Below are 23,860 nucleotides of genomic sequence, written 5' to 3' on the forward strand. Positions count from 1 at the left end.
TTGTCGAAGGGACCGGCCGGTGGAGCCCATCGCGAGCGTCGTCATCCCCGCGCACAACGAGGAAACGGTCATCGGGGCCGGGCTGGCGGCGCTGCTCGGAGCGGCGGCGCCGGGCGAGCTCGACGTCGTGGTGGTCGCCAACGCCTGCGCGGACGGGACCGCGGCGGTGGCCCGCGCGGCGGGCGTGCGGGTGATCGAGACGCCGGTCGGCGGCAAGGCGCACGCGCTGCGGCTGGGCGACGCGGCCTGCCGCACGTTCCCCCGGATCTACCTGGATGCCGACGTCGAGCTGAGCGCAGGCTCGGCACGGGCGCTGGTGGCCGCGCTGGCACGGCCGGGAGTGCTGGCGTGCGCGCCCGTGCCCGTCCTGGACCTGGGCGGAGCCGGCTGGGCGGCGCGAAGGGTGCACCGGGTGCACCACCTGATGGTCGGGCCCACACGGGTGCTGGCCGGGGCGGGTGTCTACGTGCTCGGCGAGGAGGGGCACGCCAGGGCCTTTCCGGTGCCCGACGTCCTGTCGGACGACGGCTGGGTGCACGCGAGCTTCTCCGGCGCGGAGCGGGTGCCGGTCCCCGAGGCCACCTCGCTCGTACGACCGGCGCCGACCGTGGCCGCCTACCTGCGGCGCAGGATCCGGGTCCGCCTCGGCAACCGCCAGCTCGCCGGCCTCGGCCGCCCGGTGACCGCCACCGGCCTGCGGCTCGCCGACCTGGTCGCCCTGGTACGCGCCCGCCGGGTGAGCCCGCTGGACGCGCTCTGCTATCTGGCCGTGCTGGTGCTCGACCGGGCGCTGACCGCGTTCCGCCGCCCCGGCCGGGCGCGGTGGGGCACGACCCGTCAGTGATCACTTCGGCAGCAGGTCGTAGGTCCTGATCGTCCCGAACGGCGGGCCGAGCGGGTCCGGCTTGAGGTCGATCGTGCGCAGGTGGCGGAAGCGGCCGGTGCTCAGCAGGTAGGGCTCCTCCAGCGGGTTCCCGTAGATCACGCGTACCGGGCGCGGCACGCGGTCCACGGACGCGATCAGCCGGTCGATGACCTCGCTGAAGATCTTGCCCCGGAACGGGTTGTTGAAGAACGCCACGGTCACGTCGTCGGGGATGGCGTAGTCGAGCACGTCGGAGGCGATCAGCTCGATCTCGCCGCAGCGCCGCCGCACCCGCATGTTCCTGACGTTCTCCCTGGCGATGCCGGTGAGCTCCTCCGACAGCTCGACGCCGATCACCCGCCCGAACGGGTACTGGGACGCCTGCACGATCGCCCGGCCCATGCCGGAACCGAAGTCCACGAACACGTCCCGCTCGCCGACCTCGCTCTTGGGCAGCGCCTTGCGCAGCGCCTGCCAGTTCACCGCGGCGTAGTAGACGCGGTCCTCGCCGTCGAGGCCGATGTCGGCCAGGTCCACGCGTTCGGCCGTGCGTACGCCGTACCGCCGCTCGTACAGGAGCTGGCCGACGTTGCGCCGCAGCCACTTGTATGCACTCATGCGATCACTTTCGAGTAGGCGGCCATGAGGGCCTTGCGTGACTCGTCCCAGGACAGTGGCCCGCCGACGCGCGCCTGGCCGATCTCGCCCATCCTGCGCCGCTCCTCCGGATGGTCCAGCAGGTACGAGATGAGCTTGGCGAACTCGTCCACGTCGTTGGCCGGGGCGTACACGGCCGCCTCGCCCGCCGACACCCGCGCCTCGCGCAGCTCGAAGGAGACGATCGGCTTGGCCATGGCCATGTACTCCATGACCTTGTTCATCGTGGAGACGTCGTTGAGGGGGTTGAGCGGGTCGGGCGACAGGCAGACGTCGGCCGTGGACAGGTAGCGCATGAGGTCCTCGTCCGGGATGCGCCCGGTGAACTCGACCCGGTCCGCCAGCCCGAGCTCCCGCGACAGCGCCACCATCGCGTCGAAGGTGTCCCCGCCGCCGACGAACACCGCGTGCCAGTCGTCCCTCGGCAGCCGGGCCAGCGAGCGCAGCGCGTAGTCCACCCCGTCCTGTGGGCCCATGACGCCCAGGTAGCACAGCAGGTACGGCTTGCCGCGCTTGACCGGCTCGTCCGGCGGCACCCGGTGGAAGCGCTCGACCGCGGGCGCGCTGCGTACCACGAAGACGTCCTCGGGCCGTTTGCCGCCCCTGGTCAGCGCGACCTGCCGGTAGCTCTCGTTGGTCGCGATCACCACGTGCGCGGCCCGGTACGTCAGCCGCTCCATCCGGCACACCGCCCGGTACAGCAGGTCTTCGCCCCGCCCGAACCGCGACAGGTACAGCTCGGGCACCAGGTCGTGCTGGTCGAACACGAACCGCGTCCGCCACCGGAAGGCCAGCCACCGGGCCACCAGGAAGAACAGGTCGGGCGGGTTGCACCCGTGCACCACGTGGACCGGCCCGACCTTCGTGGCCAGCCGGAACGTGTGCCAGAGCGCGGAGCCGTACTCCTTGAGGAAGCCGAGCGGCCCGCCGGTGGCGGCCCTGAGCGGGTAACGGTGGATCGCGATGCCGTCGATCACCGCCTCGCGTTCGGTGTCCTGCCTGGCCCCCTGCGGGCAGATGACGTGCACCTCCCAGCCCGCGTCGCGCAGCGTGACGCTCTCCTGCCAGACCCGCCGGTCCATCGGCACGGAGAGGTTCTCGACCAGGATCAGTGCTCGTTTACCAGGCAAGGCCCACGTATCCAGGGGTGGCCCGGCGCGCCGCGGCGTCGGGGAGGCGGACGAGGTCGATGATCGTGCGCGAGCCCGCGCGTTCGACGGCGGCCAGCACGGCCGGCTCACGGGAGCCGATCACGCACACGTCCGCGTGCGCGAGCACGTCGTCGATCGAGGTGGTCAGCAGGTCGCCCAGGTGCGGCAGCCGCTGCTCGATGTAGTGCCGGTTGGCGCCCATGAGCCGTGACAGGGTCACGTTCTCGTCGTAGATGCGCAGGTCGTAGCCCTTGCCCAGGAGCCGCTCGGCCAGCTCGACCAGCGGGCTCTCGCGCAGGTCGTCGGTGCCGGGCTTGAACGACAGCCCGAACAGCCCGACCTTGCGGCTGTCGGCGGCCACGACCAGCTCGAACGCCCGCTGCAGGTGCGCCTCGTTGGAGGGCAGGACGTGGGACAGCAGCGGTACGGACACATCGGCCCGCCTGGCGGCGTAGACCAGGCCGCGCAGGTCCTTGGGCAGGCACGAGCCGCCGAAGGCGAACCCCGGCCGCAGGTAGGCGGGGCTGATGTTGAGCTTGCGGTCGGCCATGAACACGTCCATGACCTGGTGGGAGTCGAGCCCGAGCGCCTGGCAGACGGCGCCCAGCTCGTTCGCGAAGCTGATCTTCAGCCCATGGAAGGCGTTGTCCGCATATTTCGTCATCTCGGCGACGGCGATCGGGACGTGGAACACCTCGCCCGGCAGGCCCTCGTACAACTGCGCCACCCGCTCGCCGGTGGCGCGATCGCTCTCGCCTATCACGGTCTTCGGCGGCCCGAAGAAGTCCCGGACGCTGGTGCCCTCGCGCAGGAACTCCGGGTTCACCGCCACCCCGAAGTCCCGCCCGGCCCGCAGCCCCGACGCGGCCTCCAGGATCGGGATCAGCAGCCCTTCGCAGGTGCCCGGCAGCATCGTGCTCCTGAACACCACGACGTGCCCCGGGCGCAGCGTCCGGCCGATCTCCTCGGCCACCCGTTCCAGGTAGAGCGTGGACAGGCTGCCGTTCGCCGCCGACGGGGTGCCGACGCAGACCAGCGACATGTCCGTGGCCCGCACCGCCTCGGCGGCGTCGACGGTGGCCCGCAGCGTGCCCGCCGCCACCACCTGCTCGGTCAGCTCGCCGATGCGCTCCTCGACGACGGGCGCGCGGCCCGAGGCGATGAGATCCACCTTGGTCTGGCTGACGTCCACGCCCACGACTTCATGGCCTGTCGAGGCCAGGCAGGCGGCAGAGACGCAACCGACGTAACCAAGTCCGAAGACGCTGATTCTCACGATCCGGGCCCTCCCCCGTCACGTAAGGAGCAGGGCATTCGGCGTGCAATGCCCGGCTCGCCCTATTTGGTGTGTATCAGCAGGTTGGAGCGTTACAGGTTTCTGATCTTCCGTGCCAGGTCGCGCAGGAACGTCGAGCGTCTCGCCGTGGCGGCGAGCGAGTCGCGAGCCCGGCGCGCGGCCAGCCGCGCCGGGTTACGGGTGACGAGCCCCTGGCAGACGACGCTCTCGCCGGTCTTGGCCCGGCGCTTGTACTCGTCGTCGCCGCGCCCCAGGTCGATGCGGTGGACGCCGAGCGCCGGGGCGGCGGCCATCAGCTCGCGCAGCAGGATCCAGCCCGGCGCGAGCGCGGCGTGGGCCGGGTCGTAGACGGGGAACCACCAGTGCAGCACGCCGCCCGCGCGCATGCCGAAGTGGGCGGCCAGCAGGTGCGGGCCCGCGTGGAGCGTGGACAGCACGCCGGCGAAGTCGGGGCCGCGGGTGTGCAGGAGCTTGGTGAGCAACTCGGCGCGGCCGGGCTCGGCGAAGTAGTCCTTGGCGCCGGTGGCGGCGTACTGGGCGCGTTTGAGCCGGATGACGTGTTCGAGGCCGTCGACGGTGTCCGCGGCGAAGCGGATGGGGCCGAGGGTGCGCTCGGCCTTGGCCGTACGGCGCCGGGCCTGGCCCAGGTTGTCCTTGCCCGTACGCGTGGCGCGCCCCAGGTAGCCGTCGAGGCCGCCGGTGACGTCCACGTACGGGGAGGGCCGGCGCGAGACGATCCACGGCTCGAACCCCTCCGCCTCCAGGAGATGGTCGAATGCCAGCCCCCGGATCCCGCGCCCGAGCAGGTCGAGCGGCCGGAACGCGGTCCCAGGCGCGCGCACCGGCCCCTGGAAGTCCGCCCCCGGCCAGCCCACGGGCCGCAGCAGCGCGCCGTCCCGGTGGCAGGCCAGCAGGGAGACGACCTTCCCGTCCGGGTCCCTGGAGACGGCCACGCGCACGGGCTGGAACTCGTGCACCGCCGCCGCGAACCCGGGATGGAAGTACGGGCTGTCCAGCGCCGGGTTGGCCGCGCGCAGCGTGTGCCAGGCGTCCAGGTCCTCTGTCGTGAGCTCGTCGAACGCCTTCACGGGAGCACCCGCGAGGGCCGCAGCAGCGCGGCGAACGAGGCCTTGGAGATCTTCCGTCCGGCCAGCGCCCGCGCGCCCTCTCCGGTCAGCACGGCCAGGAAATACGCGGTGCCGGCCACCCGACCCCTTCGCCTGCGGAACAGGCGCACCTTGTTGACGATCAGCAGCGCGGCCAGGCGCGGGTCGACGCCCGAGTCGCCGCCGATGTGCTCGATCACCGACGCGGGCTCGTACCAGGTCAGCCAGCCCCGGTCGGCGGCCCGCAGGCAGAACTCGGTCTCCTCGCTGTAGAGGAAGAAGGACTCGTCCCACGGCCCGAGCTCACGCAGGGCCGGCACGGACATCAGCATCGCCGCCCCCGTCGCCCACGCGAACGCCCCGGGCCGCTCGTACTCGCGGGGGTCGGTCACCAGCTCGCCGAGCCTGCCCAGCCGCCCGGCCAGCGCGCCGCCGATGACGGCCTCCACCACCGCCCGGCCGACCGTGGGCATCCTGCGCAGCGACGGCTGCAGCGACCCGTCGGGGTTGACCATGTACGGCACCGCGATGCCCCGCCCCGGCTCCCGCAGCGACTCGGCCAGCGGCGCGATCGAGCCTGGGCGTAGTCGGCAGTCCGGGTTGATGACGTAGACGGCGTCCAGGTCGTCGAGGTCGAGGGCGTCGACGCCGGCGTTGATCGCGGCCGCGTACCCGGCGTTCCGGCCGAGCTGGACCGTGATCACCGGCAGGTCCGCGGCCCGCTTGGCGACGGTCAGGCAGTCGTCGGCCGAGGCGTTGTCGGCCACGACGACCGCGGCCAGCTCGACCCCGCGCGCGCCCTCGGCGAGGCTGGCCAGGCAGCCCTCCAGCACGTCGGCACTGTTGTAGGTGACGATCACCACCGCGACGCGCATCCCGGGTCAGCCCCGGGCCCGCTTGTACAGCCGCGCCGCGGCCTTCCTGGCCCGGTGCGCCAGTGGCGCCCGGTCGTCGAGCACCTGGCCGATCCACCGATCGTCCAGGTCGTGCCGCAGGCTGTTGCGCGCCTGCAGCCATGATCCCGGGCTCGCCCGCCCGCCGTCACTGGTGTACGCGCACGTCACGCCCGCCATGCGCAGCCGCCCGAGCACGTGCCGGTCATAGGAGCCGAACGGGATGGCCACCCTCGTCACGGGATGGCCGCACAACTCCCCGATCAACCGGTGCGCGTCGGAGATCTCCTCGCGCACCTGCCCCGAGGAGAGCCGCCGCCAGTCCCGGTGCCCCCAGCCGTGCGACCCGATCCGCATCCCGGACCTGGTCAGCTCGGTGACCCCGTCGGCGCTCACCCTGCCGCGCTCGCCGATCAGCCCCGCCAGCAGGAAGAACTCGGCGCGCAGCCCACGCTCAAGCAGCCGGGGCAGGGCGATCTCCACATCGGAGGCGTTGCCGTCGTCGAACGTGATGCGCACATCCTTCCGGCCCACGACCGCGTCGAGTACGCGCTCGAACTGGGGAACGCTCACCCACGTGGTGTCCTCGCCGGGGTCCAGGGGCCGATCCGTGTCGCCGATGCCGTGAACGGTGAGGTTGATGATCTTCCCCGTCAGCGTCATAACCGTTCTCCCCAGTCCGGCTCAGCTCTTGTGTATCCGGCGTTTCCCTCGGACCGTTACAAGTGCCGTCAAAGCAGGGCTTTGTACCACAAGAAGGTGCGGCGTAATCCCTCCTCCAGCCCCACGCGGGGTCGCCAGCCGACGAGTTCCAGCGCGGGCCCGAGGTCGGCCGTCTGCGGCACGTCCAGCGGCCGGTCCGCGACCGCGCCGAAGGGCGGGGCGGAGTCGTCGCCCGCGATCCGGTAGAGCAGCTCGACCGCCTCGCGCACGGAGACCCGCGTGCCCGTGCCGACGTCGAACTCCTGCCCCGCCGCACGCTCGCTCAGCCCGGCCAGGACGAACGCCTCCACCACGTCGTCGACGTAGACCCAGTCCACCAGCTTGGCGCCGCTGGTCAGCCGGGGCCGCTCGCCGCGCAGCAGGGCCAGCGTCACGTACGGGACGATCTTCGCGGTGTCCCGCTGGCCCGGGCCGTACACCATGGTCGGGCGGACGATCGTGTGACTCAGCCCCCACAGCCGCCGGTACAGCCCGGCGTACCCGGCCGCCGCCGTCTTCGCCATCGCGTACGGCGACGGCGCCGGCGTGTGCCCGTTCCCCGGGCGCGGCTCCTCGCTCGACCCGGCCAGCACCACCCGGCTCCCGTACGCGACCGCGGCCGTCAGCACGTTCACCGTGGCCGACAGGTTCCCCTCCATGGTCGGGCGCACGACGGCGACGTCCCTGGCCCCGTTCACCTCACCGGCCAGGTGGAACACCACCTCGGGGCGGACGGCCGCGAACACCTCGTCGACGGCGACCGCGTCACGCAGATCGACCCGGCGCCCGACGACACCGCCCGCCGAGGAGGCGGCCACCACGCCCCGGCTCGCCCCGTGCACCTGCGCGTCCAGCTCGGCCAGCCGCCTGACCAGCGCCCCGCCGATGAACCCCGAGGCCCCGGTCACCAAGACCCGCCTGCCATCCCAGTCCACGGGGGCCATCCAACCCCGAACACCCCCAAACCCACCACCCCGCCGTACTTCGGTGCGGGTCCCTTTGGGGCCGGTGATGCCCGCCTGTCCCGCCCCCGTCCACCCGCCGCGCTCCAATCCAGGTGGGTCAGCGTAGGCGTCTGGAGCAGTGGGGGCAGCCGCGGCCGTGGCGGAGTTCGCCGCGGCGGTGGACGGCCCGTCCGGGGGACCGGCCGTCGGACAGCGAGGAGTCGCTGGTCAGGATCGCCACCTGTAATCGCCGCAGCTCCAGCGACGGTTCGAGCCCCAGGTCCTGGGCCAGGATGTGCCGCCCGTCGCGGTAGACCTCCAGCGCCTCCGCCTGCCGCCCCCCGCGATACAGGGCCAGCATGAGCTGCCCCCGGAACCTCTCCCGTAACGGATGCTCGCGTACCAGCGAGGACAACTCCCCGACGAGCTCGGCGTGCCGGTGTAATCGCAGGTCCGCGTCGATCCGGTCGGCGAGCGCCGCCAGCCGCTGCTCGTCCAGCCGGGTGGCCTGGTGGTGCAGGAAGGAGATGTCGTCCAGCCCGGACAGAGCCGGCCCTCGCCACATGTCCAGCGCGGCACGTAGCAGGTCGCTCCCCCTGGCGAGGCTCCTCGACTCCAGCGCCTGACGGCCCTCCCGGACGAGCCGCTCGAACCGCCACGCGTCCACCGAGTCGGGCGGCACGCGGAGCTGGTAGCCGGTCGACTGGTGCTCGATCACCGCACTCGTGCCGAGCATGCGTCTGAGGCGGTGGAGCTGCAGGCGAAGGCGTTGGCTGCCGGTCTCGCCGGCCTCGGCGCCCCAGAGGGCGTCGATGAGGATGTCACTGTGCGCCACCGTCCCGTGATGGCACAGCAGCATGGCCAGAAGGCTGCGTTGCTTGATCGAGCGCAGGGGTAAGTGGTGCTCCCCATCCGTTACTTCCAGCGCGCCCAGAATGCCGAACTGCATGGGTCTCCCCCCACTGCGCAGTGTCCGACTTTGGTCCGTCGATCGAGGATAAGACAACAGATCGCCAACCCAAACGGCCCACCGGAAATCATCCTGAAACGCAAGTGAAACGGGTCATCCGCACACTCAAGGCTGGTCGATGATGCCCATGTCGGCCTTACGGGCATTCGGGGGATAAGCGCCGAATGGGGGGATATGGTGGGTTCTTTTCGGCATTTACGTCAGACATCTATCAACCGCTCCACGTGGACGATCGCGCTGTTCAGCACGGTCATGCTGATTTTCGGTCTCCTCACTGCCACGTCCGATGCCGCCGTATCCGGGCCCAGAGATTCGCACGGTCACGCCACTCCTCCGCGTGCTCCAGTGGAACGTCCAAAAGTGGACAAGTTGGGACCCCTGCCCAAGAGGAAAGGCACCGTTCCGATCAAGCGCGCGTCCTCTTTCGCCGCCTCCGCCGCAGCGGTGAACGACCGGGTCGCTCTGCGCGCGCTCATCGTCGCCGTGGCCCCCGACGACTGGGGCGTGGCGACGTGGAGATCCGTCCTGAACCGGGTGGGCGCCCCCTACGACATCCTCTACAGCAGGACCCAGGCACTCACCGCGGCCGACCTGATCCAGGCCGACGGCACCGGCAGGTACAACGCGATCCTGCTGACCAACAACTCGCTGCTCTACTTCGACGGCTCCGGCTACGTGAGCGGGCTCGACGGAACCGAGTGGAACGTTCTATGGACGTACGAGCGTGACTACGCGGTGCGGCAGGTCTCGCTCTACACGGCGTACGGCACCTGGCCCGAGGACTACTGCCTGCGGGCGGGCACCGAGGGCGGCGTCGGCGACACCCCCATCGCCACCGAGCTGACCACGACGGGCGCGGACGTCTTCGACTACCTCAGGACCGGCGTCAACGTCCCCATCTCGCTCTCGTACGTCTACCGCTCCACCGTCGCCGCCGGCTGCTCCGCCGACGCGCTCATGACCAGCGGGACCGACGTGCTCGGCGTGCGCAGCACGTCCACGGACGGCCGCGAGCGGATGGCCCTGACCTTCACCTCCAACCAGTACCTGCCGCAGGCCGACCTGCTGACCTACGGCCTGTTCAGGTGGGCGACCAGGGGCCTGTTCCTGGGCGAGAGCCGCCACTACCTCAACGCCGACGTGGACGACTGGTTCAACCACACCGACCACCTGTACGCGGACGGCCACCTCGAAACGGACCCCGGCTACCGGATGACGCGCGGCGACGCCCTGAGCACCTACAACCAGCAGAACAGCTTCCGCCTGTTCAACCCGCTGGCCGCCGGGTTCAAGCTGAACGTGGCCTACAACGGCGAGGGCGCGAACCCGGCCGCCGCGTCGTCCTGCACGCGCTTCGGCCCCGACCCGCTCACCGCCTACTCGCGCTGCCGCGCCACCTCCTTCACCTGGATCAACCACACGTTCACGCACCCGAAGATGAACTTCACCGACTACGCCACCAGCTACGCCGAGATCCAGGACAACCTCACCAGGGCCACGGCGCTCGGCCTGAGCGTGGACCCGACCGTGCTCAAGACCGGCGAGTACTCGGGCCTGGGCGTCTACCACCCCGACCCCGCCAACGACATCGACCCTCCCACCGACTACGGGCTGGCCGCCTCCAACCCCGGCCTGCTGCAGGCCGCCAAGGACCTGGGCGTCAAATACCTGCACGGCAACATGTCGTTCGGCAGCCACCAGCCGTCCTGCTTCAACTGCGGCATCCACCACCCGCTGGAGCCGGCCCTCATGATCGTGCCCGACTGGCCGACCAACATCGCCTATCACACGACGACGCCGGCCGAGGAGACGCTGTTCTACAACTCGTACTACGGGCCGGCCGGGAAGTTCCCGTACTGGCCGGTCGACCAGACCTATCCCCAGGTCCTGGAGCACGAGAGCAACGTGGCGATGCAGCACGTCATGTCGGGGTCGGTCTACACGCACACGTTCCACCAGGGCAACCTGCGCAACTACGGAGGCAACAAGAACCTGGTCTTCGACTGGCTGAACGCCGTCATGGCCAAGTACAACGGCTACTACGACGTGCCGCTGCTCACCCCCGACTGGGGCGCGCTCGCGCAGTACGTCGAGAGCCGGACCGGCCACTTCGCCGGGCTCGGCGACGTGAGCGCCGTCTACGACCGGGCCGCGGGCACGATCACCTTCGAGGCCACGGCCGGCGCCTCCGTCTTCGCGACCAACGCCGCCGCCGCGGGCGCGACCGCGTACGGCACCGACTTCATCGCCCGGCTGACGCTCACGGCCGGCACGCCGGTCACGGTGGCCGCGAGCGTGCGGCCGTGAAGGTGACCTTCGTGTCGGAGGGCACCTACCCCTTCGCGATGGGCGGCGTGAGCGTGTGGATCGACCAGCTCATCAGGGGCATGCCGGACAACCGGTGGGAGGTCGTCGCGCTGACCGTGGACGGCGCGGAGCGTCCCGTATGGGAGCTGCCGGACAACCTGGCGCGCGTCGTCTCCGTCCCGCTGTGGAAGAAGGGTCACCGGCGCTCCTCGCGGGCGCCGGGGCCCGCCTTCGGCGAGATCTACGGCCGCTTCCTGGAGATGGTGCTCACGCCGGCCGTCATGGGGGAGGGCAGCGAGGAGTTCCTGTCGGTGCTGGAGTCGCTGTACCGGTTCGCGCACGACGGCGGCGACCTCGTCGGCGCGCTCACCGCCAACGACTCCCTCACCCAGCTCATGGACGCCTGGTACTGGAACAGGACCGACGGCCTCACCCTGGCCGACGCGATCAACGCCGGCGAGCTGATGGGCCACATGCTGCGCCCCCTGGCCGAGCCCCCGCCGCGCGCCGACCTGGTGCACGTCACGATGAACGGCCTGAGCAGCCTGCTGGCGATGACCGCCAAATGGCAGTACGGCACCCCGATGGTGCTGTCGGAACACGGCGTCTACCTCAGGGAGCGCTACCTGCAGTACGTGGACGAGCCGGTCTCGCACGCCGTACGGGTGCTGCTGCTCAGCTTCTTCAGGCGGCTGGCCGCGGCCGCCTACGTCGCGGCCGACCGGATCGCGCCGCACTCGTCGTACAACCGGCGCTGGCAGGTCCGCAACGGCGCCGACCCGGACCGCATCCGGATCATGTACAACGGCGTGGACCCCGACGACTTCCCCCGCGCCGAGTCCGAGCCCGCCCAGCCGACGCTCGTCTTCATGGGCCGGGTGGACCCGCTGAAGGACCTGCACACGCTGATCAGGGCGTTCGCGATCGTCCGCGACAAGATCCCCGACGCGCGGCTGCGCATGTTCGGCGGTGTCCCGTCCGGCAACGAGACCTACCACCAGAGCTGCCTCGACCTCATCGGCGACCTGGGCCTGCGGGACTCGGCCACGTTCGAGGGCCGCGTCTCGACGCCCGTCCACGCCTACCACGCGGGCCACGCCGTCGCCCTGACCAGCATCTCCGAGGGCTTCCCCTACACGGTGGTGGAGGCCATGGCCTGCGGCAGGCCGGTGGTGTGCACGAACGTCGGCGGCGTGGCCGAGGCGGTGGGGGAGGCCGGGCTGGTGGTGCCGCCGCGCGACCACGTGGCCGCCGCCGACGCCGCGGTGCGCCTGCTGCGCGACGCCGGCCTGCGCCGCCGGCTCAGCGCGCTCTCGCGCGAACGCGTCCTGGAACGCTTCACGCTCCGGCAGTCCCTCGACGACTACCGCGCGGTCTACGCGGAGCTGGTGGAGGCTCCTTCATGACCGCCCTGGCCTCCGACGGCGAGCCGCTCACACCCCGCTCCATCGACGACCTCATCCGGCCCCTGGGGTCGGGGATCTTCCGCGCCGTCGAACCCCTCCAGGTCGCCGCCATCCTGGAGTCCCAAGGGCTCAACGACAAGATCGCCCGCGAGAAGTACGGCCACGACGACGTCTTCTCGCTCGCCGAGGCCGCCTACTCGCACATCTCCACGATGACGACCCCGCGCCCGCCGTCCGGAACGGTCCTGCGGCGGGCCAGGCCGCTCGCGCAGATGCTGCACGGCCTCCTGTACGGCCTGCCCGCCGCCCTCCTGCCGGCCGCCTCCGGCCTCGTGGGCACGCAGTGGCTGATGCCCGGCCTGGTCCTGACCACCGGGATCGGCTGGGTGCTCGGAAGCGTGGCGGCGCAGACGGCGTACTCGCTGGCCGGGCGCGGCTTCCCGCGCACGGCGGGCCGCGCGCTGCGCACCGGGCTCGTGCTCGGCGTGCTGGCCGCCATGGTGATGGCGAGCGTGATCGCCATAGTCCGGAGCGGCCCCGTCGCGCTCGTCGCCCTCTGCGTCATGCAGATGGCCTTCCAGATCGCCTCCGGGATTCTGCTGTTCTACCGGCGCGAGACCTGGCTCGGCGCCATGATGATGCCCGCCGTGGTGGCCGGGATCGCCTACATCGCCATCGGCGAGAGCTGGGTGGGCCTGCTGGCGGTCTGCATCGGCGTCGTCTGCATCGCCGGCACCGTGGGCGCGGCCCTGCTGCTCACCCTCGATCAGGGCACGGACGCCGAGCCGCCGCTGCGCACGCTCGTCCGCCCGGACCTGCGCGCCGTGTTCCCCTCGCTCCTCTACGCCACGCTGACCGCGGTCTTCCTGCTCCAGGCCGAGGCCAGGTATGTGCTGGACAGGACCGACATCGCCGTGGCGGGCGCCGGGCTCGTGCTGGGCATGGGCGTCCTGGAGTACCGGGCGCACACGTTCGAGGACGAGACCAGGGCGGCCATCAGGGAGGTCTGCTACCCGGCCGACTTCACCCGGCGCAGCCGGTGGCTGCTCGCCAAGGGCGTGCTGATCTGCCTCGCGACGCTGTCCGCGCTGGCCGCCCTGCCCATGGCCTTCCTGTACGTCACCCGCACCCTGTCGGAGGCCAGCCTGGCCATGGCCGCGGCCCACGTGACCGTCGGCGGGGCGTACTTCCTGGCCTTCCTGCTCGCCAACCAGGCCAAGGTGGTGCTTCTGTGCCTGGCCCAGGGGGCCGCGCTGGCCGTGCACCCGCTCGGGCGGCTCCTGCTGCCCGACGACTCGGCCCTGGCCGACGTCCTGCTCTTCCTGGGCGCCGCGCTGCTGTTCTTCTTCGTCCTGCTCGCCCTGATGAGCCGCAGCCTCAGGGACGTCAAGCAGTACCGCTGATCATCGATCGGGAGGGTATCCATGCATGTCGTCATTCTCGCGGGTGGCAAGGGGGTCCGCCTGCGCCCGTACACCTCCGCGCTGCCCAAGCCCCTGGTGCCCATCGGGGAGGAGTACGCGATCCTCGACATCATCCTGCAGCAGCTCACCAGCCAGGGCTTCAAGCGCGCCACGCTCGCGGTCGGGCACCTGAGCCCGCTCATCCGCGCCTTCGTGGGCGACGGCTCCCGGTGGGGCCTGGAGGTGGACTACACCGAGGAGGTGGTGCCGCTGTCCACGATCGGGCCGCTGTTCCCGATCAGGGACCGGCTGCCCGAGCACTTCCTGGTGATGAACGGCGACGTCCTCACCACGATCAACTACGCGGACCTGCTGACCGCGCACGTCGGCTCCGGTCTCCCGCTGACGGTGGCCACCTCGCCGCGCGTGGTCAAGATCGACTTCGGCGTGCTGGAGGCCAAGGGCGGCCGGATCGTCGGCTTCAAGGAGAAGCCCCTGCTCAGCTACCACGTCAGCATGGGCGTCTACGCCCTGTCCCGGGAGACGATCGCGCACTATCCGGAGGGCATGCCGTTCGGGTTCGACGAGCTGGTGCTCGACCTGCTGGCCAGGGACACCCCGCCGGGCATCTACGAGTTCGACGGCTACTGGCTGGACATCGGGCGGCCCGACGACTACGACGAGGCCAACGCCCGCTTCGAGGAGTACCGGGCGCTGCTGCTGCCCTCCACGCCGGAACGGGTGCGATGAGCACCGTCCTGCTGTTCGGCTCGACGGGCACCCTCGGCCGTCAGGTCAGGCTGCTGCTGTCCGGCGACCCGCGGGTGTCGCGGCTGCTCTGCCCCGGCAGGGCCGAGCTCGACCTGCTCGTGGCGGCGCCCGGCGACGTGGCCGGCCTGCTGCGGACGGTCCGGCCGGCGGTCGTGCTCAACTGCGCGGGCCGGATGTCGGGCGGCCAGGACGAGCTGCTGCGCGGCAACGCGCTGGCCACCGCCGTCCTGCTGGAGGCGATCGCCGCGGCGGCGCCGGGGGCCAGGTACGTCCGCCTGGGCTCGGCCGCCGAGTACGGCCCCGGCGAACCCGGCCGATCCCAGCACGAGAGCGACCGGGCCCGCCCCACCGGCCCGTACGGCGTCAGCCACCTGGCCGGCACGCTCCTGGTCGAGCGGTCACCCGTGGACGGCGTCTCGCTGCGGATCTTCAACCTGGCCGGTCCCGGCGTGCCCGCCGACAGTGTCCTCGGCCGGGCCAGGGACCTGCTGAGGACCGCCGCCGGGCACATCGACCTGGGGCCGCTGGGCGCGTACCGCGACTTCGTGGACGTGCGCGACGTGGCCGCCGCGGTCGTACGCGCCGCGTTCGTCCCGGAGTTGTCCGAGCGGGTCCTCAACGTGGGCAGCGGGCGCGCCGTCCCGGTCCGCGAGGCCGTCGCCCTGCTGGCGGCCCAGATCGGATTCACCGGCGAGGTACGTGAAAGCGCCCCCGAACACTCCAGATCCAGGGCGGTCGAGTGGAGCCGGGCCGGCACCCGCCGCGTCGAGCGCGCCCTCGGCTGGCGGGCCGCCATCCCGCTGGCCGACTCGCTCAAGGCGATGATGTGAGGAGGAGCCTGATGCGTTCAGCCGTCGCGCTGGCCACACTGTCCGCCTGCGCGCCGCCGCCGCTCGCCGAGACCACCACGTTCACCTACGTGCTCCAGGGCTACCCGGGAGGTCGCCTCGACGCCGTCGAGCACGCCCCGCACCGGCTCGCCATCGTCGACCTGTCGAGAGACGGCACCACCGCCGGCCACTTCACCGCCGGCGAGATCGCCCGGGTGCGGGCGCGGGGCAAGCGGGTGCTGGCCTACTTCGAGATCGGCTCCATCGAGACGTTCAGGACCGAGTACCGCGCCCTGCGGGGCGGTGACCTGATCCTCAACGTCTGGCCGGACTGGCCCGACGAGCGCTTCGTCCGGTTCTGGGAGCCCGCCTGGTGGGACCGGGTGGTCAGGCCGCGGATCGACCAGGCGCTCAGGGCCGGGTTCGACGGGGCCTACCTGGACACGCCGCTGGCGTACGAGGAGATCGAGCTGGCCAGGGTGCCCGGCGAGACCCGCCAGAGCCTGGCCCGCAAGATGGCCGCCCTGATCGCCCGGATCAGCGACCACGCCAAACGCGCCCGCCCCGGCTTCCTGATCGTCCCCCAGAACTCCCCGGAGCTGCGCCACCAGCCCGGATACGTCCAGGCCATCGACGGCATCGGCATGGAGGAGTTGTTCTTCAAGGCCACCGACGAGCCCTGCGCCGAGCGCTGGTGCCGGGAGAACCTGGCCGACGCCCTGGCGCTGCGCGCGCTGGGCAAGGCCGTGCTGGCCACCGACTACGCCACGCGACCGGCGAACGTCGCCGCCGCCTGCGCCCGCTACCGCCGCCACGGCCTGGCGGGCAACGTCACCGTGGTCGACCTCGACCGCGTCAGTCCGCCCTGCGGATAGAGAACGTGCGGATGGAAAGGAGCACCAGATGCCGAAGACAGTCGGCGTTGTCGGCATGGGTTACGTGGGCCTGACGCTGACGGCCGCCATGGCGGGCAAGGGATATGTCGTCCACGGTGTGGACGCCAGCCCCCGGGTCGTCGAGGCGCTGTCCAACGGGCGGATCCACGTCTTCGAGCCGGGGGTCGAGGAGGCGTTCGAGCGCCATCTCGGCACCACCGTCCACATCTCCGACCGGCTCCCCGACGAGCCGCTGGACGCCGCCATCCTGTCGGTCTCCACCCCCGTCGACCTGGCCATGGGCGAGCCGGACCTGCGCAACCTCAGGGCCGCCGCCGAGCACGTCGCCGAGCGCCCCGCCACCCTGGTCGTCGTGCGCAGCACGGTCCCGATCGGCGCCAGCCGCGCCGTCGTCCTGCCCGCGCTGGCCGCCCGCTGGGACCGGCCCAGGCTCGTCATGGCCCCCGAGCGGACGATCCAGGGCCAGGCGCTACGCGAGATCGTCGAGCTGCCCCAGGTGATCGGCGGCCTCGACGAGGACAGCCTGCGCGCGGGCATCGAGGTCTTCCGCGACCTGGCCGACCAGATCGTGCCCGTCTCCGGCCTGGAGACCGCCGAGATGGTGAAGCTGTCCAACAACTGCCACACCGACGTGATCTACGCCTTCGGCAACGAGCTGGCGCTGATCGCCGAGCAGCACGGGCTCGACCCGCTGGAGGTCATCAGGGCCACCAACCTCGACTATCCGCGTCCCGACCTGGCCAGGCCCGGTTACGTGGGGGGTGGTTGCCTGTCGAAGGACCCGTACCTGATGATCGCGAGCTCGCCGCGGCCGCCCTACCTGGTGGACCGGGCCAGGACGCTCAACGAGCGGCTGCCCGTGCACGTCGCCGAGCGGCTGGTCGAGCTGATCAGGCAGACGGCCGGGCACACCGAGGGGATCAGGCTGTCGGTGCTGGGCTGGGCCTACAAGGGCTGGCCGGCGACCGATGACATGCGCGGCACGCCCATCGCCGACATGATGCCGGTCTTCCGCGCCGCCGGGCTCGTCGTCAGCGGACACGATCCGCTGGTCTCCGACGAGGTCATCCGGCGCCACGGTGGCGAGCCGGTCAGCCTGGACAAGGCGTTCGCGGACGCCGACGCCATGATCGTGGTCAACGACCACCCCGACTACCGGGCCATCGAGGTCGCGGACCGGCTCTCCTCCTGCGGGCTGCGGGTGCTGTTCGACTCCTGGCGCATCCTCGACGAGGCCGCCGTCACCAGGCACGGCGTGCGCTACGCCGGCATCGGCTACGTGGCGAAGGGGAGCACGCCATGAGAGTCCTGCTGCTGGGCGGGGCCGGGTTCATCGGACTGCACCTGGCCAGGCGGCTGTGCGCGGACGGGCACGCCGTCACCGTCGTCGACGACTTCTCCCGCGGGCGCAGGGACCGCGCGCTGGCCGAACTGGCCGTCGAGGTGCGCTCGGCCGACCTCACCGACCCGGCCGCGTACGCCGCCATCGAGCACGGCTGGGACCAGGTCCACATGCTGGCCGCGGTGGTCGGCGTGCGGAACGTCGAGTCCGAGCCCGCCCGCGTCATCAGGGTCAACACGCTGGCGCTGCTGCACCTGCTCGACTGGCTCGGCCCGGACGACCGGCTGTTCTTCGCCTCCACCAGCGAGGCGTACGCGGGCGGCGTCAGCGCGGGCCTGGTCCCCGTGCCCACGCCGGAGAGCGTGCCCCTGGTGATCGAGGACGTGGGCTCGCCGCGGTACACGTACGCGATCAGCAAGCTCCTCGGCGAGGCCGCGGTGCTGCACGCGGCGCGGGCGACGGGGTTCGAGGCCGTCATCGGCCGCTTCCACAACGTCTACGGGCCGCGCATGGGCGCCGACCACGTCATCCCCGAGCTGTCGCTGCGGGCGGCCCGCGGCGAGGACCCCTTCACCCTGTACGGCGCCGACCAGAGCCGCGCCTTCTGCTATGTGGACGACGCCGTCGAGGCCGTGCTCCGCCTGATGGCCTCGCCCGAGGCCACCGGACGTATCGTGCACATCGGCAACGACGCCGAGACCAACATCGGCGACCTGGCCAAGCTCGTCCTGCGCGTGGCGGGCGCCGCACCCGCCATCCGCCACGTGCCCGCCCCGCCCGGCTCGGTCGCGCGCCGCTGCCCCGACCTCACACTGCTGCGCGAGCTGACCGGGTACGAGCCCCGCGTCGCCCTGGAGGAGGGGGTACGCAGGACGTACGAGTGGTACCGGAGGTCGTGGACGCCATGACGCAGCCCATCGCGTTCTACTACGGGGCGGGGGAGCTGGAGCGGCTGTCCAGGTTCGACAAGGTCGTGCTGCAGGCCGACTTCTACACCAGGGCCGAGCTCGACCTGCTGCGCGAGCGCGGCGTCCAGACCCTCGGCTACCTGTCGCTCACCGAGGACGTGGGCCCGCCCGCGCCCTGGCACCGCCCCGAGCGCAACCCCGACTGGGGCGGGGCGTTCGTGCACACGGGCGACCCCCGGTGGGTGGCGCACGTGGTGGACCAGGCCACCGGCGCGATCGCCGGCGGGTTCAGCGGCCTGTTCCTCGACACGCTCAACATCGAGCAGACCTTCCCGGAGGACCTGCCGCACCTGCTCATCCTCATCGCGGCCATCAGGGAGGAGGCCAGGCCGGCGTACCTGCTGGCCAACCGGGGTTTCGGCCTGCTGCCGCAGATCGCGGAGCTGGTGGACGGCATCCTGTTCGAGTCGTTCTCGGCCCGCTGGGTCGGCACCGGGAGCTACGCGCCCTGGCCGGACGACGTGCTGGAGGTGCACGCGGCGGTCGCCGAACGCCTGCTCGGCCTCGACCTCGACCTGTACGCCCTCGACTACGCCGACAACGACGAACTGTGCGACTTCGCGCGGCGCCGGGCCCGCGAGTTCGGCATGCACTGCTTCGTCAGCGACAAGGTGCTGTCACGCATCTGACGGCGCCGCCGCGGCGGCGCCGTCAGAAGGACTAGCCGATGCGCCAGGTGTCCCCGCCGAGCAGCAGGTCGCTCAGGTCGCCGGGACCCTTCTGGGCCACGGCCTCCTCGAGCTGCTCGGCCATGAGCTCGTCGTAGGCCGGGCGGCCGACCTGGCGGAAGATGCCGATCGGCACGTGCTCGAAGGCCGGCTCGTCGAGCCTGCTGAGCGCGAAGGCCAGCGACGGGTCGGGGTTGTGGGCGTCGTGGACGAGGATCTGGTCCTCGCTCACGCCCTCGCGGGCCACCACCTCGATGCCGCCGTTCGCGGCCCGGACGACGGCCTTGGAGGTGCTCATGATCGGCTGCCCGTGCTCGAGGCGCAGCGTGATGTCGTCGCGGACCTCGGGGTCCTTGAGCTGCTCGAAGGCGTTGTCGTTGAAGATGTTGCAGTTCTGGTAGATCTCGACCAGCGACGTGCCGCGGTGCGCGGTCGCCTCGCGCAGCACCGACTGCAGGTGCTTGCGGTCGGAGTCGATGGTCCTGGCCACGAACGACGCCTCGGCGCCGATGGCCAGCGAGATCGGGTTGAACGGCTTGTCGAGCGAACCCATCGGCGTCGACTTGGTGATCTTGCCGACCTCGGACGTGGGTGAGTACTGGCCCTTCGTCAGACCGTAGATCCTGTTGTTGAACAGCAGGATGTTCAGGTTGACGTTGCGGCGCAGCGCGTGGATCAGGTGGTTGCCGCCGATGGACAACGCGTCGCCGTCACCGGTGATCACCCACACGCTCAGGTCGGGCCTGCTCGCCGCGAGCCCCGTCGCGATCGCCGGCGCGCGGCCGTGGATCGAGTGGAAGCCGTAGGTGTTGAGGTAGTAGGGGAACCGCGACGAGCACCCGATGCCCGACACGAACACGATGTTCTCGCGCTTGAGCCCCAGCTCGGGCAGGAAGCTCTGCACCGCGGCCAGGATCGCGTAGTCACCGCACCCCGGGCACCAGCGCACCTCCTGGTCGGACTTGAAGTCCTTCAGGGTCTGCTTGCCCTCGGCCTTGGGAACGAGCGACAGGCCCTTCCCGTTGATCAGCTCAGTCACTGTCGATCACGTCCTGAATGACTCCGGCCAGCTCCTCGGCCTTGAACGGAAGCCCGCGAACACGGTTGTAGCTGATCACGTCGACGAGGAAGCGCGCCCGCAGCAGCAGTGCGAGCTGGCCCAGGTTGATCTCGGGCAGCAGCACCTTGTCGTAGCGCTTGAGGACCTCGCCGGTGTTGGCGGGCAGCGGGTTGAGGTGGCGCAGATGGGCCTGGGCGACCTTGCCGCCGCTCTTCCTGATGCGCCGGACGGCCGCGGCGATCGGCCCGTACGTCGAGCCCCAGCCGATGACGAGCACACTGGCGTCGCCGTCGGGATCGTCGACCTCCAGCTCGGGCACGTCGATGCCGTCGATCTTGGCGGCTCGCGTGCGGACCATCAGGTCGTGGTTGTTCGGGTCGTAGGAGATGTTGCCGGTGCCGTCGGCCTTCTCGATGCCGCCGATGCGGTGCTCGAGCCCGGCGGTGCCGGGGATGGCCCATGGCCGGGCGAGGGTCTCGGTGTCGCGCTTGAACGGCAGGAACTCGCCGTCGGCGCCGTTGGGCTCGGTCGTGAACTCCTGCGAGATGTCGGGCAGCTCCGAGACCTCGGGCAGGCGCCACGGCTCGGAGCCGTTGGCGAGGTAGCCGTCGGAAAGCAGCATGACCGGCGTGCGGTATTTGATCGCGATCCGGGCCGCCTCGACGGCCGCGTCGAAGCAGTCGCTCGGCGACATCGGCGCCACGATCGGCAGCGGGGACTCGCCGTTGCGGCCGAACATGGCCATCAGCAGGTCGGTCTGCTCGGTCTTGGTCGGCATGCCGGTGCTCGGCCCCGCGCGCTGCACGTCCACGACGATCAGCGGCAGCTCGGTGGTGACCGCGAGACCGACGGTCTCGGCCTTCAGCGCCACACCGGGACCACTGGTGGTGGTCACGCCCAGCGCGCCGCCGAACGCGGCCCCGAGCGCCGCGCCGACGCCCGCGATCTCGTCTTCAGCCTGGAAGGTGCGGATGCCGAAGCGCTTGTGCTTCGACAGCTCGTGCAGGATGTCGCTGGCCGGGGTGATCGGGTAGGAGCCCAGGAACAGCGGCAGCTTCGACTGCACCGAGGCCGCGATCAGGCCGTAGGCCAGGGCCTGGTTGCCGGAGATGTTGCGGTAGACGCCCGGCGCCAGGCGCGCGGGCTTGACCTCGTAGGAGACCGAGAACGACTCGGTCGTCTCGCCGTAGTTCCAGCCCGCCTGGAAGGCCGCGATGTTGGCCTTGGCGATGTCGGGCTTCTTGGCGAACTTCTGCTCGAGGAACTTGATGGTGTGCTCGGTCGGCCGGTGATAGAGCCAGGACAGCAGGCCGAGGGCGAACATGTTCTTCGACCGTTCCGCGTCCTTCTTGGACAGGTCGAAACCCTCCAGGGCCTTCACGGTGAGCGAGGTCAGCGGGACCGCGTGCACCCGCCACTCACTGAGCGAATCGTCCTCCAGCGGATTGGCGTCGAAGCCGACCTTCTGCAGGTTGCGCTTGGTGAACTCGTCGATGTTCGCGATGATGTCCGCGCCTCTGGGCAGGTCGCCCAGGTTGGCCTTGAGCGCGGCCGGGTTCATCGCGACGAGCACGTTGGGCGCGTCGCCGGGCGTGAGGATGTCGTGGTCCGCAAAGTGGAGCTGAAAGCTCGACACACCGGGCAGGGTGCCCGCGGGTGCGCGAATCTCAGCGGGGAAGTTGGGGAGCGTCGACAGGTCGTTGCCGAACTCCGCCGTGCCCGCCGTAAAACGGTCGCCGGTGAGCTGCATGCCGTCGCCGGAGTCTCCAGCGAACCTGATGATCACGCGGTCGAGTTGCTGGACCTGCTTTGTCACAGCTCAGTCCTCCTCGACGCGCCAGTGCGCGGTTGCCTTAGGCGCGTTCTCTGTTTCCATGCTAGATCCTCGGAAGGTCACGCGTTTGCATGCCGCGTAAAGCGGGTAAACGCGGTCGGAGTCAGTCAGGGCGAGGTGGGAGAACGACGACACAGCCCGGACGCGAGCCTGCAGAGGTCTACATGCAGGCGGGCGAACAGGACGGTTCGGGTCACGAGCGCCAACTATACGTCCCCCCACTACGTGCGCTACGTCAGGGGCTGCTTACCCGGCAGCTCATTCCCCGACCTGTACAGGCGTCCGGCCTGCATCCCCACAGAGCCGTACAACTCAGGAACGGTGACGAAGCTGTAACCCTTCCCGCGCAACCGTTTGAGGATGTCCGGAACCGCATCAACGGTTTCCCGATGGATGTCGTGCATAAGAATGATCGCACCTGGGTGGGCCGAGCGCACGGTCCGGTCCGCTATGTGGGCAGCGTCGCCCCCGCCCTGGTCATCCGCGTCGACGTCCCAGTTGACCAGGGACAACCCCATCTCGCGGGCGACGTCGCGCAACTCCTGGCTCACGGCCCCGTACGGCGGCCGCACCAGCGTCGGCGTCTGCCCGATCGCCGCGGACACGGCCTCCTGGGTCCGCAGGAGCGAGTCGGCGACCTTGCTGCGCGCCTGCTTCGACAGGTCCCTGTGCCCCCAACTGTGGTTCCCGACCAGGTGACCCTCCGCGCTCATCCGGCGCAGCAGCCCCGGCTGGGCGGCGGCGTTGCTGCCCACGGTGAAGAACGTGGCCCGCGTCCCCGTCTCCTGCAGCAGGTCCAGCAGCCGGCCGGTGTCCGGCCCCGGCCCGTCGTCGAACGTCAGCGCCACGCACTTGGCCCTGGCGCAGTCCACGCCCCCGGCCCGGTTGCTGACGGCGTCGGGCCCGGCCGTGGGGGCGAGGTGCGGCGTGTCGGCCACGGTGGTCTTGGCGGCCTCCCGCACGCTCTCCTGCGCTCGCCGGCCCAGATCCGACAGCAGGGGCATGACCATCCCCGCGGGCACCGCCACCGCCAGGCGGCCGAGCGAGCAGGGCCCGATCTGGCAGTCGTCGAATTCGACGACGAGGTCACCGCGCCGGTTGAAGGCCATGGAGTCGAACACGTCGCTGCCGGCCGTCAGGCCGTCCCGCTCGACCTGCGACCCGCGTTTCTCGAGCCGGGCCTTGACCAGGGCCGCCAGCCGTTCGAGCGCGTCGCCGCCGGACAGCAGCCCGGTCGAGCCGACCGCCTTGCCCTTGCGCGGGTCGAACCAGTACGTACGCGTGGCGTTGCCCCAGTCGGCGCCCACGGACTCACCGGTGCGCAGCCGTACCGCGACGGCCTCGGGGGAGGCGGCGGCCAGTTGCCAGTCCACGTTCAGCTCGGGGCGGGGGAAGCGGGGCTCGCCCGCGGTGCGGGCGCGGAAGTCGCGCAGTTGCCGCTCCGCCTGGGCGCGCAGGGCCTTGTTGAGTGCCGGGGCGTCGGCCAGCTCGGGGTAGTTGATGTGCACGTATCCGCCGTCGGTGGTGTCACCTTCGGTGAGCGTCCTGGTGGACAGGCCGACGATGGCCGCCGGGTCGACAAAGTCGATCAGCGTCGGCTCTGCCGGGACCACGACGTCCCTCCCGGGGGCGGCGGCGGCGAGCCCGCAGCCTGAGGCCGAGAGGGCCAGCAGAGCGATTCCGGAAGAGAATCGCGATATGTGCATGCATGTCAGGGTATGGTGCTGATCTTTCTATTTACCCCGATTTGGGGGGATAGCTCCAGAGGCTTTGACCTGGGTGGGTACCGG

General features: G+C 71.0%; 22 protein-coding genes. 10 read left to right on the forward strand and 12 right to left on the reverse strand.

Annotated elements, in window-relative coordinates; all coding sequences use genetic code 11:
* Nucleotides 1-19 precede the first annotated feature (19 nt).
* Nucleotides 20-844, forward strand: coding sequence for a glycosyltransferase (locus AB0I15_RS18290; RefSeq protein ID WP_358096276.1), 825 nt, complete (start codon nucleotides 20-22; stop codon nucleotides 842-844).
* Here AB0I15_RS18290 and AB0I15_RS18295 read toward each other — a convergent pair whose 3' ends face one another.
* From AB0I15_RS18295 to AB0I15_RS18330, 8 genes are all read right to left on the reverse strand, one after another.
* Nucleotides 845-1,483 carry a class I SAM-dependent methyltransferase gene (locus AB0I15_RS18295; protein ID WP_358096278.1) on the reverse strand — a complete coding sequence of 213 codons (639 nt, stop codon included), beginning with the start codon at nucleotides 1,481-1,483 and terminating at the stop codon, nucleotides 845-847.
* The gene (locus AB0I15_RS18300; protein ID WP_358096281.1) at nucleotides 1,480-2,652 is read right to left on the reverse strand and encodes a glycosyltransferase family 4 protein; all 1,173 of its coding nucleotides are present in this window, start codon (nucleotides 2,650-2,652) and stop codon (nucleotides 1,480-1,482) included. Before AB0I15_RS18300 ends, AB0I15_RS18295 begins: the two co-directional genes overlap by 4 nt.
* Nucleotides 2,642-3,949, reverse strand: a complete 1,308-nt coding sequence (locus AB0I15_RS18305; protein ID WP_358096284.1) for a nucleotide sugar dehydrogenase — start codon at nucleotides 3,947-3,949, stop codon at nucleotides 2,642-2,644. The genes AB0I15_RS18300 and AB0I15_RS18305 overlap by 11 nt, the downstream gene beginning before the upstream one ends.
* Nucleotides 3,950-4,041: 92 nt before the next feature.
* A complete protein-coding gene (locus AB0I15_RS18310) occupies nucleotides 4,042-5,058 on the reverse strand; it encodes a GNAT family N-acetyltransferase (RefSeq protein WP_358096287.1) in 1,017 nt (338 codons plus the stop codon).
* Nucleotides 5,055-5,951 (reverse strand): glycosyltransferase family 2 protein, encoded by an 897-nt coding sequence (locus AB0I15_RS18315; RefSeq protein ID WP_358096289.1) that lies wholly within the window; start codon nucleotides 5,949-5,951, stop codon nucleotides 5,055-5,057. The genes AB0I15_RS18310 and AB0I15_RS18315 overlap by 4 nt, the downstream gene beginning before the upstream one ends.
* Before the next feature lie 6 nt (nucleotides 5,952-5,957).
* Nucleotides 5,958-6,632: a polysaccharide deacetylase family protein gene (locus tag AB0I15_RS18320; protein ID WP_358096292.1), complete on the reverse strand. Its 675-nt coding sequence runs from the start codon at nucleotides 6,630-6,632 to the stop codon at nucleotides 5,958-5,960.
* Nucleotides 6,633-6,700: 68 nt separating this feature from the next.
* Nucleotides 6,701-7,579, reverse strand: coding sequence for an NAD-dependent epimerase/dehydratase family protein (locus AB0I15_RS18325; RefSeq protein WP_358096295.1), 879 nt, complete (start codon nucleotides 7,577-7,579; stop codon nucleotides 6,701-6,703).
* A gap of 154 nt (nucleotides 7,580-7,733) precedes the next feature.
* On the reverse strand, nucleotides 7,734-8,564 hold the full coding sequence (locus AB0I15_RS18330; RefSeq protein WP_358096298.1) for an AfsR/SARP family transcriptional regulator: 831 nt from the start codon (nucleotides 8,562-8,564) through the stop codon (nucleotides 7,734-7,736).
* A gap of 381 nt (nucleotides 8,565-8,945) precedes the next feature.
* Here AB0I15_RS18330 and AB0I15_RS18335 point away from each other — a divergent pair, with 381 nt between their 5' ends.
* The 9 genes from AB0I15_RS18335 to AB0I15_RS18375 are packed head-to-tail and all read left to right on the forward strand — an operon-like array spanning nucleotide 8,946 to nucleotide 19,137.
* A complete protein-coding gene (locus AB0I15_RS18335; protein ID WP_358096301.1) occupies nucleotides 8,946-10,892 on the forward strand; it encodes a hypothetical protein in 1,947 nt (648 codons plus the stop codon).
* Entirely contained in the window at nucleotides 10,889-12,298 is a 1,410-nt protein-coding gene (gene pelF / locus AB0I15_RS18340) for a GT4 family glycosyltransferase PelF (protein ID WP_358096303.1), read from the forward strand. The genes AB0I15_RS18335 and pelF overlap by 4 nt, the downstream gene beginning before the upstream one ends.
* Nucleotides 12,295-13,701 carry a hypothetical protein gene (locus AB0I15_RS18345; protein ID WP_358096306.1) on the forward strand — a complete coding sequence of 469 codons (1,407 nt, stop codon included), beginning with the start codon at nucleotides 12,295-12,297 and terminating at the stop codon, nucleotides 13,699-13,701. Before pelF ends, AB0I15_RS18345 begins: the two co-directional genes overlap by 4 nt.
* A gap of 21 nt (nucleotides 13,702-13,722) precedes the next feature.
* Nucleotides 13,723-14,451 carry a sugar phosphate nucleotidyltransferase gene (locus AB0I15_RS18350; protein WP_358096308.1) on the forward strand — a complete coding sequence of 243 codons (729 nt, stop codon included), beginning with the start codon at nucleotides 13,723-13,725 and terminating at the stop codon, nucleotides 14,449-14,451.
* A complete protein-coding gene (locus tag AB0I15_RS18355; protein WP_358096311.1) occupies nucleotides 14,448-15,302 on the forward strand; it encodes an NAD-dependent epimerase/dehydratase family protein in 855 nt (284 codons plus the stop codon). Before AB0I15_RS18350 ends, AB0I15_RS18355 begins: the two co-directional genes overlap by 4 nt.
* Nucleotides 15,303-15,313: 11 nt before the next feature.
* On the forward strand, nucleotides 15,314-16,177 hold the full coding sequence (locus AB0I15_RS18360) for an endo alpha-1,4 polygalactosaminidase (RefSeq protein WP_358096314.1): 864 nt from the start codon (nucleotides 15,314-15,316) through the stop codon (nucleotides 16,175-16,177).
* Between the two features lie 28 nt (nucleotides 16,178-16,205).
* On the forward strand, nucleotides 16,206-17,501 hold the full coding sequence (locus AB0I15_RS18365) for a nucleotide sugar dehydrogenase (RefSeq protein WP_358096317.1): 1,296 nt from the start codon (nucleotides 16,206-16,208) through the stop codon (nucleotides 17,499-17,501).
* Nucleotides 17,498-18,448 (forward strand): NAD-dependent epimerase/dehydratase family protein, encoded by a 951-nt coding sequence (locus AB0I15_RS18370; RefSeq protein ID WP_358096320.1) that lies wholly within the window; start codon nucleotides 17,498-17,500, stop codon nucleotides 18,446-18,448. The genes AB0I15_RS18365 and AB0I15_RS18370 overlap by 4 nt, the downstream gene beginning before the upstream one ends.
* Nucleotides 18,445-19,137, forward strand: a complete 693-nt coding sequence (locus tag AB0I15_RS18375; protein WP_358096323.1) for a hypothetical protein — start codon at nucleotides 18,445-18,447, stop codon at nucleotides 19,135-19,137. The genes AB0I15_RS18370 and AB0I15_RS18375 overlap by 4 nt, the downstream gene beginning before the upstream one ends.
* Before the next feature lie 31 nt (nucleotides 19,138-19,168).
* Here the strand turns inward: AB0I15_RS18375 and AB0I15_RS18380 are convergent, their stop codons facing one another.
* The 4 genes from AB0I15_RS18380 to AB0I15_RS18395 form a co-directional block, all read right to left on the reverse strand.
* Nucleotides 19,169-20,206, reverse strand: coding sequence for a 2-oxoacid:ferredoxin oxidoreductase subunit beta (locus tag AB0I15_RS18380; protein ID WP_358096438.1), 1,038 nt, complete (start codon nucleotides 20,204-20,206; stop codon nucleotides 19,169-19,171).
* A 1-nt stretch (nucleotide 20,207) separates the two neighbouring features.
* Nucleotides 20,208-22,052, reverse strand: a complete 1,845-nt coding sequence (locus tag AB0I15_RS18385) for a 2-oxoacid:acceptor oxidoreductase subunit alpha (protein WP_358096325.1) — start codon at nucleotides 22,050-22,052, stop codon at nucleotides 20,208-20,210.
* Nucleotides 22,053-22,177: 125 nt separating this feature from the next.
* Nucleotides 22,178-22,267: a putative leader peptide gene (locus AB0I15_RS18390; RefSeq protein WP_311132193.1), complete on the reverse strand. Its 90-nt coding sequence runs from the start codon at nucleotides 22,265-22,267 to the stop codon at nucleotides 22,178-22,180.
* Nucleotides 22,268-22,300: 33 nt separating this feature from the next.
* A complete protein-coding gene (locus AB0I15_RS18395) occupies nucleotides 22,301-23,776 on the reverse strand; it encodes a polysaccharide deacetylase family protein (protein WP_358096328.1) in 1,476 nt (491 codons plus the stop codon).
* Between the last annotated feature and the right edge of the window lie 84 nt (nucleotides 23,777-23,860).

Origin of the sequence: Nonomuraea sp. NPDC050643 (genome assembly GCF_040654715.1) — a bacterium.
In the GTDB taxonomy this organism is placed as follows: Bacteria; Actinomycetota; Actinomycetes; order Streptosporangiales; family Streptosporangiaceae; genus Nonomuraea.